At 67.6% G+C, this 7,218-nt stretch carries 7 protein-coding genes; 6 read left to right on the top strand and 1 reads right to left on the bottom strand.

What is annotated here, in order from left to right:
* A partial coding sequence (locus VD964_RS16545) for an ABC transporter ATP-binding protein (RefSeq protein WP_324869620.1) occupies nucleotides 1-372 on the top strand: 372 nt, incomplete at its 5' end.
* Between the two features lie 54 nt (nucleotides 373-426).
* On the opposite strand, the gene VD964_RS16540 is transcribed toward VD964_RS16545, so the two are convergent.
* Nucleotides 427-939, bottom strand: a complete 513-nt coding sequence (locus tag VD964_RS16540) for an Lrp/AsnC family transcriptional regulator (RefSeq protein WP_109157732.1) — start codon at nucleotides 937-939, stop codon at nucleotides 427-429.
* A gap of 227 nt (nucleotides 940-1,166) precedes the next feature.
* On the opposite strand from VD964_RS16540, the gene VD964_RS16535 reads away from it, so the two are divergent.
* From VD964_RS16535 to VD964_RS16515, 5 genes are all read left to right on the top strand, one after another.
* On the top strand, nucleotides 1,167-2,411 hold the full coding sequence (locus VD964_RS16535) for a thiamine pyrophosphate-dependent enzyme (protein ID WP_324869619.1): 1,245 nt from the start codon (nucleotides 1,167-1,169) through the stop codon (nucleotides 2,409-2,411).
* Nucleotides 2,412-2,414: 3 nt separating this feature from the next.
* Nucleotides 2,415-3,428 (top strand): alpha-ketoacid dehydrogenase subunit beta, encoded by a 1,014-nt coding sequence (locus VD964_RS16530; protein ID WP_324869618.1) that lies wholly within the window; start codon nucleotides 2,415-2,417, stop codon nucleotides 3,426-3,428.
* A gap of 2 nt (nucleotides 3,429-3,430) precedes the next feature.
* Nucleotides 3,431-4,741, top strand: coding sequence for a dihydrolipoamide acetyltransferase family protein (locus VD964_RS16525; RefSeq protein WP_324869617.1), 1,311 nt, complete (start codon nucleotides 3,431-3,433; stop codon nucleotides 4,739-4,741).
* Nucleotides 4,738-6,165 carry a dihydrolipoyl dehydrogenase gene (gene lpdA, locus VD964_RS16520; protein ID WP_324869616.1) on the top strand — a complete coding sequence of 476 codons (1,428 nt, stop codon included), beginning with the start codon at nucleotides 4,738-4,740 and terminating at the stop codon, nucleotides 6,163-6,165. The genes VD964_RS16525 and lpdA overlap by 4 nt, the downstream gene beginning before the upstream one ends.
* 119 nt (nucleotides 6,166-6,284) lie before the next feature.
* Entirely contained in the window at nucleotides 6,285-6,998 is a 714-nt protein-coding gene (locus VD964_RS16515) for an IS6 family transposase (protein ID WP_324869615.1), read from the top strand.
* Nucleotides 6,999-7,218: the final 220 nt, after the last annotated feature.

Genomic DNA, 7,218 nt, shown 5'->3' with positions numbered 1-7,218 from the left:
GAGCGGGTGCTGACGCTGTTCCCGCGTCTGAAGGAGCGCATCAACCAGCGCGCCGGCACGATGTCGGGCGGCGAGCAGCAGATGCTGGCGATCGGCCGCGCGTTGATGAGCCAGCCGCGGCTTCTGCTGCTGGACGAGCCGAGCCTCGGTCTGGCGCCGCTGATCGTGAAGCAGATCTTCCAGGTGATCCAGGAGATCAACCGGGAACAGAAGATGACGGTGTTCATGGTGGAGCAGAACGCGTTCCACGCGCTGAAGCTGGCGCACCGTGCCTATGTGATGGTGACGGGGAAGATCACGATGACGGGGACGGGTGCGCAGCTTCTGGCCGACCCGGAGGTCCGTGCCGCTTATCTGGAAGGGGGCCACTGAGATGGAGACGCTGCTGGGCTTTTGACGATCGGGCCCGCTGGTCTTGCCCAAAGATCAGCGGGTTTTCGTCGTCCGTGCCGGCCAGTCGGGTTCCTCCAGCAGGGACAGGGGCAAGGCGGTGGTGTGCTTGATCTCCGACAGAGCGATGGCCGAGTTGGTCTCACGCACCGCCGGAAGCTGGGACAGCTTCTCGCGGAAGAAGTGTTCATAGGTTTCGACGTCCCGGGCGACCACCTTGATGATGTAATCGGTGGCTCCCATCAGCGTGTAGCATTCCAGCACCTCCGGCAGCTGGCGCACGGTCTCCTCGAATTCGGGCAAGGTCGCGCGGCCATGGGCGGCGAGCTTCACCTGCGCGAACACCAGCACGTTCAGCCCGAGTTTCTTCCGGTCGAGCAGGGTCGCGCGCAGGCGGATGACGCCGTTCTCCTCCATCCGCTTGATGCGGCGCCAGCACGGCGCTTGTGACAACCCCACCCGCTCGGCGATTTCGGCGCTCGACAACTGGGCGTCGGATTGCAGCAGGGCCAGAATTCGGCGATCGATGGCGTCAAGTTCGATCCGCATGAAATTCCTCTCCAGACGGGCGATCAACGAATTGAACGATGCTCAGTTTCTGCATAGTAGGCATTAGAACGCAAAGAAAATTCGCTGCACCAACGGTATAATCGGAACCACGACCCGATACCCCCGACACGCCGCTGCGGTTGCGGTCGTTTCCTGCCCCGCTTTTCCATCACCGACGCCTCTCGGACCGACGTCCGATGCCAGCACCTGCCTTTGGGAGGAATGCCATGGATGCCCCCGTGCCTGTTCGGGAGCCATTGAGTCTGCATGTGCCGGAGCCTCCGCAGCGGCCCGGCAGCGAGATCGATTTCAGCACCCTTGCCGTGCCGCCGGCCGGCACCGCCCGCCGTCCCGACACCGATTGTCCGGCGGCCGACATGACCGACCTCGCCTATGATCTGGTCCGCGTGCTCGATGTTCAGGGGCATGCCGTCGGTCCCTGGGACCCGGCGCTCAGCCCCGACATGCTGATACGCGGGCTGCGGTCGATGATGACGGTGCGCGCCTATGACGAGCGCATGCAGCGTGCCCAGCGGCAGGGCAAGACCTCCTTCTACATGAAATGCACCGGCGAGGAGGCCATCGCCGTCGCACAGGCGATGGCGGTCGACCGCGCCGACATGCTGTTTCCGACCTACCGGCAACAGGGGCTGCTGATCGCCCGCGACTGGCCGCTGGTCGACATGATGTGCCAGGTCTTCTCCAATGCTGGCGACCGGCTGAAGGGCCGGCAAATGCCGGTCTTCTATTCCAGCAAGGAAGCCGGCTTCTTCTCCATCTCCGGCAATCTGGGAACGCAATACAGCCAGGCTGTGGGCTGGGCGATGGCCTCGGCGATCAAGGGCGACAGCCGCATCGCCGCAGCCTGGATCGGCGAGGGCGCCACCGCGGAGGGCGACTTCCATCACGCCCTGACCTTCGCGTCGGTCTACCGCGCCCCGGTGATCCTCAATCTGGTCAACAATCACTGGGCCATCTCCTCCTTCCACGGCATCGCCGGCGGGGAGCGCACGACCTTCGCGGCGCGCGGCCTCGGCTATGGCATCCCCAGCCTGCGCGTGGACGGCAATGATTTCCTGGCGGTCTTCGCGGCGACGCGCTGGGCGGCGGCGCGGGCGCGCGCCAATCTCGGCCCGACCCTGATCGAACTGTTCACCTACCGCGCCGCCGCCCATTCCACCAGTGACGACCCCGCCAAATACCGGCCGGAGAATGCCGGCGCCCACTGGCCGCTGGGGGACCCGATCGACCGGCTGCGCCAGCACCTGATCGCGCTCGGCGTCTGGTCAGAGGCCCGACAGGAGGACCTGGCCCGGGAGGTTGCGGAAGCGGTCCAGGCCGCCGGGAAGGAGGCCGAAGCCCTCGGCACCCTCGACAAGGGGCCGTTCCAGTCGGCCCGCACGATGTTCGAGGACGTCTACAAAACGATGCCCTGGCACCTGGAGCGCCAGCGCCAGCAGGCGGGGGTCTGAACGATGGCGACCATGACCATGGTCCAGGCGCTGAACGCGGCGATGGACGTGATGCTGACGCGGAGCGGCGACGTCGTCGTTCTGGGCGAGGATGTCGGCTATTTCGGTGGCGTGTTCCGCTGCACCGACGGGCTGCAGCGCAAGCATGGGCGCAGCCGGGTCTTCGACACACCGATCACCGAAGCCGGCATCATGGGGATCGCGGTCGGTATGGCCGCCTACGGCCTGCGTCCAGTCGCCGAGATGCAGTTCGCCGATTACATCTACCCCGCCTGCGACCAGCTGATCTCCGAAGCGGCGCGGCTGCGCTACCGGTCCGGCGGCGAGTTCACGGCACCGGTCACCGTGCGCGCGCCCTATGGCGGCGGCATCTTCGGCGGCCAGACCCACAGCCAGAGCCCGGAGGCCATCTTCACCCACGTCGCCGGGCTGAAGACGGTGATCCCATCGACCCCGTACGACGCCAAGGGGCTGCTGATCAGCGCCATCGAGGACGACGATCCCGTGATGTTCTTCGAGCCGAAGCGTCTCTACAACGGGCCCTTCGAAGGCTATCACGACCGCCCGGTGGTGCCCTGGGCCAAGCATCTCGCCAGCGAGGTTCCCGACGGACATTACGCCATCCCGCTGGGCAAGGCGGCGACGGTGCGCAGCGGCACTGCCGTCACCATCCTCGCCTACGGCACCATGGTGCATGTGGCGCTGGCCGCAGCCCGCGACGCGCAGGTCGATGCCGAAGTCCTCGACCTGCGCACCCTGGTGCCGGTCGACATCGAGGCGATCGAGGCGTCGGTGCGCAAGACCGGCCGCTGCGTCATCGTGCATGAGGCCACCCGGACCGGCGGCTTCGGCGCCGAACTGTCCGCCCTGGTGCAGGAACATTGCTTCCATCATCTGGAGGCGCCGATCGAGCGGGTCACCGGTTGGGACACGCCCTACCCGCACGCCTTCGAGTGGGAGTATTTCCCCGGCCCGGCCCGAATCGCCGAGGCGTTGCGCCGCCTGATGGAGGAGTGAGCATGGCGCGCTATGTCTTCAAGCTGCCCGATGTCGGCGAAGGCACCGCCGAGGCCGAGATCGTCGCCTGGCATGTCGCACCCGGCGATCGCGTCGCCGAGGACCAGACGCTGGTCGACGTTATGACGGACAAGGCGACGGTCGAGATCCCCTCGCCGGTCGCCGGCACGGTCCTGTCGCTCAACGGCGCCCCCGGCGCGATGCTGGCGGTCGGTTCCGAACTGGTCGTGCTGGAAGTCGAGGGAGCAGACGATCAGGTACCCAGTGACGCCCCCGCCGACCCGCTCGATGACATCCCCGCGGCGGCGCTGCCGACAGCCGGCGTTGCAATGCCTGCCGCCGCTGCCCCCGCGCCGGATGTCGCGCCTGTCCGGCCAGACGGCGCTGTGCCCGCCCTGCTGGTCCGCCGGCCGCCCGGCGTCAAGCCGACCGCCTCGCCCGCGGTGCGCCGCCGTGCCTGGGACCTTGGCGTCCCGTTGCAGTTCGTAGCCGGCTCCGGCCCGGGCGGCCGGATCCTGCATCGCGACCTCGACCGCCATCTTGCCGGCGGAGGTGGTGAGGCCGGCGGTGTCGCCTTGGCAGAACGGCCACCCTCCCCGACCAGAACCGGGGTGTCGGAGGTGCCGGTGCGCGGCCTGCGCCGCAGGATCGCCGAGAGCATGCAGGAGGCCAAGCGTCACATCCCGCATTTCTCCTACATTGAGGAGATCGACGTCACCGCCCTGGAGGAACTGCGTCTCCACCTCAACGCCGAGGGTGGCGCGGTGCGGCCGAAACTCACTCTGCTGCCCTTCCTGATCCGGGCCCTGGTCCGGGCGCTCCCGGAGTTCCCGCAGATCAACGCCCGCTATGACGATGCGGCGAATGTGGTCCATCGGTTCGAGGCGGTGCATGCCGGCATCGCAACGCAAACGCCGGGTGGGTTGGTGGTGCCGGTCGTCCGCCATGCCGAGACGCTCGACCTCTGGCAGGCCGCCCACGCGATCCGCGAACTGGCTACGGCCGCGCGAGACGGGGAGGCCGGGCGGGAGCAGCTCAGCGGCTCCACCATCACCATCACCAGCCTGGGCACGCTGGGCGGCCTCGCCACCACGCCGATCATCAACCGGCCGGAGGTTGCCATCGTCGGCGTCAACAAGATCACCGAGCGGCCGGTGGCGCGCAAGGGCGCCGTCGTTATCCGGTCGATGATGAACCTGTCCTGCTCCTTCGACCACCGGGTCGTCGACGGCTGGGACGCCGCCTCTTTCGTCCAGCGGGTGAAAGCCGCGCTGGAGCAGCCCGCCACCCTGTTTATGGATCCGCCGCGATGAGCGCACCCAGCATGAAGACCGTCACCGCCAAGGTCCTGGTAGTCGGCGGCGGACCGGGCGGTTATGTCGCCGCCATCCGCGCCGGCCAGCTCGGGCTCGACACCGTGCTGGTCGAGGCCGACCGGCTGGGCGGTACTTGCCTGATCCGCGGCTGCATCCCGTCCAAGGCGCTGATCCATGTCGCCGGCAGCTTCGAGGCGATGGCCCAGTCGATGGGCGACGGCCGCCTCGGCATCGCACTCGACACGCCGCCGCGCCTCGACCTAGCCGGCGCCGTGCGCTGGAAGGACGGCCTTGTCGACCGCCTCAGCGGCGGGGTGGCAGCCCTACTGCGCAAGGCCAAGGTGCGCGTCCTGCGCGGCTGGGCGGTCTTCTCCGACGCCAAGACCTGCACCGTCCAAGGCAGCGATGGCCCGCTGACCGTGAGGGCGGAGCATGTGATCCTTGCCACCGGCTCGGAGCCGGTGCCGCTGCCCGCCCTGCCCTTCGGCGGGCCGGTTCTGTCCTCGACCGAGGCGCTGTCGTTGGACCGGCTGCCACGCCGGCTCGTGGTGGTCGGCGGCGGCTATATCGGGCTGGAGCTGGGCAGCGCCTTTGCAAAGATGGGATCGACGGTGACGGTGGTCGAGGCACAGCCGCGCATCCTGCCGCTTTACGACGCCGCTCTGACCGATCCGGTGCAGCGCTGGCTGAAACGGGCCGGGGTGACGGTTCATCTCGGGGCCCGTGCGCTGGGTATGGAAGCCGAAGGGGACGGGCATGCGCTGATCGTACAGACGGCGGATGGTGGGACGATCCGCCTGCCGACCGACGCCGTGCTGTCGACCGTGGGTCGGCGCCCCCGGCTGGAGGGTTGGGGATTCGAAACGATGGGTGTTGATCGCCAGGGGCGCTTTGTCGCGGTGGACGACCAGTGCCGGACCTCGATGCGCAATGTCTGGGCGATCGGCGATCTGGTCGGCGAGCCGATGCTGGCGCACAAGGCGTCGGCCCAGGGGGAGATGGTGGCGGAAATCATCGCCGGCCACCGTCGCCGCTTCGCCCCGGCCGCAATCCCGGCAGTCTGCTTCACGGAACCGGAGATCGTCAGCGTCGGCCTGTCGCCGGACGAAGCGTCGGCACAGGGGATCGATGCGATCGTCGATCAATTTCCCTTCGCCGCGAACGGCCGTGCGCTGACCCTGGACGCCGGCGAGAGCGGCTTCGTTCGGCTGGTGGCGCGCCGGGACGATCAGCGGGTAATTGGCATCCAGGCGGTGGGCGCCCACGTCTCCGAACTGTCGGGGGAATTCGCGCTGGCGCTGGAAATGGGGGCAGAGCTTGATGATGTCGCGGGAACTATCCATGCCCACCCGACTCTGGGCGAGGTTTTCCACGAAGCGGCACTCAAGTTGCTTGGGCGACCGCTCCATCTCGGATCTTGACCTTTGTGAAAGTGAGGTCGATCGGGAGCGTGACGATGATGTTGACGGATCGGGAGCCCCTCGATGGTACCGTCAAGTCCACAGTGGCGGTGCGGCAGGGGTGCGGGTATAGGGTTTCCATGACGACGCTTCGTGACCCCCGCTACGTCGGCTACCGCTTCCCCGCCGAGGGTATCGCAACGGCGGTGTGGCTCTACTTCCGCTTCCCCTTGAGCCTGCGTATGGTCGAGGAGATGCTTGCAGCCCGCGGCATCACCGTGAGCCATGAGACGGTGCGGAAATGGGCCTTGAAGTTCGGCCGCGAGATCGCGGACCGGTTGCGTCGGCGGGCGCCACGCGGGGACGATAAATGGCACCTCGACGAGGTCGTCCTGACCATCGCCGGCAAGAAACATTATCTGTGGTGGGCTGTCGACCGCGATGGCTTCGTGCTCGATGTGCTGGTGCAGGGCCGGCGCGATGCCAAGGCGGCCAAGCGCCTGCTCCGCAAATTGCTGAAAAAGCAGGGCCGCGCGCCGCGGGTGCTGGTGACCGATAAGCTGAAGTCCTACGCCGCGGCCAAGCGGACCATCATGCCGGGGGTGGAGCATCGCCAGCACAAGGGCATCAACAACCGGGCCGAGAACTCGCACCAACCGACCCGGCGACGCGAGCGGCAGATGAAGCGCTTCAAATCGGCCCGACAGGTGCAGCGCTTTCTGTCTATCCATGACCCGATCGCCAACCTCTTCCACCTCCGCCGCGACCAACGCCCCGCCTCCGACTACCGCGCCGCCCGCGCCCAGGCCTTCGCCACCTGGGCCGAAGTCGCCGGTGCGCCGCTGGCCGCTTGATCCTCCGATCTCTGGGCATCCGTGGCCGAAATGCGCCAGCCATAAGGTCGGTGCCAACGAGTTGACGGTGCCCCCCCGATCAGGGCTGTTCAGCGCTCCGACTGGTCGGGTGAGTCGGATTTGCCACGCCTGACGCCGCTGTGATGCGAGGCTAGATTTTCCGGATTCGCGCGGGCCGCTTTGCGTGATTCTTTCCTCGGCAGCCCAGCCAACCGGGATT

This window comes from Azospirillum sp. (assembly GCF_035628975.1).
Taxonomy (GTDB): Bacteria; Pseudomonadota; Alphaproteobacteria; order Azospirillales; family Azospirillaceae; genus Azospirillum.
The sequence above is the reverse complement of the archived record's forward strand: the minus strand, read 5'-3'. Positions and strand labels throughout refer to the sequence as shown.